The organism is Leisingera sp. F5 (genome assembly GCF_001593695.1).
Genome location: NZ_LUKH01000801.1, coordinates 1 through 1,658, shown reverse-complemented (window position 1 = coordinate 1,658; position 1,658 = coordinate 1). Strand labels below are relative to the sequence as shown.

The 1,658-nt window shown below is 61.2% G+C and carries 2 protein-coding genes and 1 pseudogene; all 3 read right to left on the bottom strand.

Annotated features, from left to right (window positions below):
* Window positions 1-802 (bottom strand): annotated as a pseudogene (locus A2I95_RS36145) (aspartate kinase); the annotation flags it as partial.
* A gap of 31 nt (window positions 803-833) precedes the next feature.
* Window positions 834-1,226 (bottom strand): ectoine synthase, encoded by a 393-nt coding sequence (locus A2I95_RS36140; RefSeq protein WP_291737336.1) that lies wholly within the window; start codon window positions 1,224-1,226, stop codon window positions 834-836.
* Between the two features lie 3 nt (window positions 1,227-1,229).
* Window positions 1,230-1,658 (bottom strand): aminotransferase class III-fold pyridoxal phosphate-dependent enzyme (locus A2I95_RS36135; RefSeq protein WP_291737335.1); only part of this gene is annotated, 429 nt, incomplete at its 5' end.

The window sequence follows — 1,658 nt, the reverse complement described above, 5'->3', positions numbered from 1 at the left end:
AATTCGTGTGCCCCAGTTTGCGCACAGCTTTCGTGCCCACCAGCGCCGGATCTGCGGATGACAGGTGGAACTCCTTGTGGATGATCGCCTCTTTCGCCTGGGTGTATGCCGCGATGGTGGAAAATGTGACTTCGGAATACCCGCGGTCATATTCGCGCATCAGCCCCTCGCGGCACTGCGCGTAGCCGGTGACGACGGGCAGTTCCGATGCCAGGTCAAGAGTGCCAAGGCCGCCGCTGATCCGTTCCTCAAGCGAGCATTCCTTGTCATCGCGCCAGCCGCTGAGGTCAATAAACCGGGCATTCACACCGGCGCGCTGCAGCATCAGCGTTGTCACAAAGGCGGAATGCGCCTCGCCCAGCCCGGACAGCAGCTCACGCACCAGCATCATCTGGCTCGACAGGCGGAAATGGCCGTAGGAGCACAGGCGCTGCAGGTCGAACAGGCAGCTGCGGGCCCCCTCGATGCGGTCGCGCACGAAATCCTCCGCCAGCGCCCGGTCGGCCGGATTGTCCAGGACGCCATTGTGGACCCTGGCCATCGCTTCACCCACGCGGCTCAGCGCATCAAGCCAGCCATGATCGTTGTCGTCGTTGGCAAACAGGGCATAGACGCCAGGTTCACCGGATTTCTTATGCTCCAGCAACAGGTTGGTGATCCCGCCAAAAGCGGAGACAACAAAAATCCGGTGATAGAGCGCGCCGCCGCAACGGTCAGCAATGATCAAAGTGTCGCGCAACTCCCGGATGCGGGACATCGACGTGCCGCCGATTTTCTCGACGGTGTGTTCGGGAAAATTCACTGTCTATCCCCCGGCTGGCGCCGGGGCCTCTTCAGGTGGTTTCCAGCGCGTAGGAGCCATCTTCGCGGTGGGTTTCGCTGCCGGTCACCGGCGGGTTGAACACGCAGGCCATGACAAGCTCGTCCTCGGCGCGCAGGGTGTGGCGGTCATGTTTGTCCAGCGCATACATCACGCCGGGCCGGATCAGGTGGGTTTCGCCGGTGGCCAGATCGGTGATCGAGCCTGTGCCTTGCATGCAATAAACGCTCTCGAAGTGGTTCTTGTATTCGAACGTGTGTTCCGAACCGGCCTCAAGAAAGGTGATGTGGAACGAAAACCCCATCCCGTCCTGCTCCAGCAGCATCCGGACCGAAGACCACTTTGCGTCCGATACAACGCGGCTGCGGTCACTTTTGACAATGTCGTTGTAGTCGCGAACTATCATGTCTTACTCCGCTGCAAATTTGCTTGAGTCCGTTACGCCGCGGATCGCGCCGCGCAGGATGTTCAGACCCTTCATCAGGGTATCCTCAGATGTGGTCAGGGGGGCCAGCACCTTGACCACCTGGTCTTTGTTGCCGGAGGTTTCGATAATCAGCCCGTTCTCAAAGGCATGGGCGCAGATGCTGGCGGCCAGCCCGCCTGAGCCGACATCCAGCCCCTGCATCATGCCGCGCCCCTTGAGGCAGGCGCCAGGCAGCAATTCGGCCATTTCTTCCAAGGCGGCAGTCAACAGCCGGGCTTTGGCGGCAGCATCCTTTTGGAACCCGCCGCCGGCCCAGAATTTCCGGATCGCAACCCGGGCCGTTACAAAGGCATGAGTGTTGCCGCGGAAGGTGCCGTTGTGTTCGGCGGGGCCGAATATGTCATGCGCGGG

Excerpts from the sequence above, each read along its gene's own strand:
- A2I95_RS36140 (WP_291737336.1), bottom strand. The coding sequence starts at position 1,226 with ATGATAGTTCGCGACTACAACGACATTGTCAAAAGTGACCGCAGCCGC.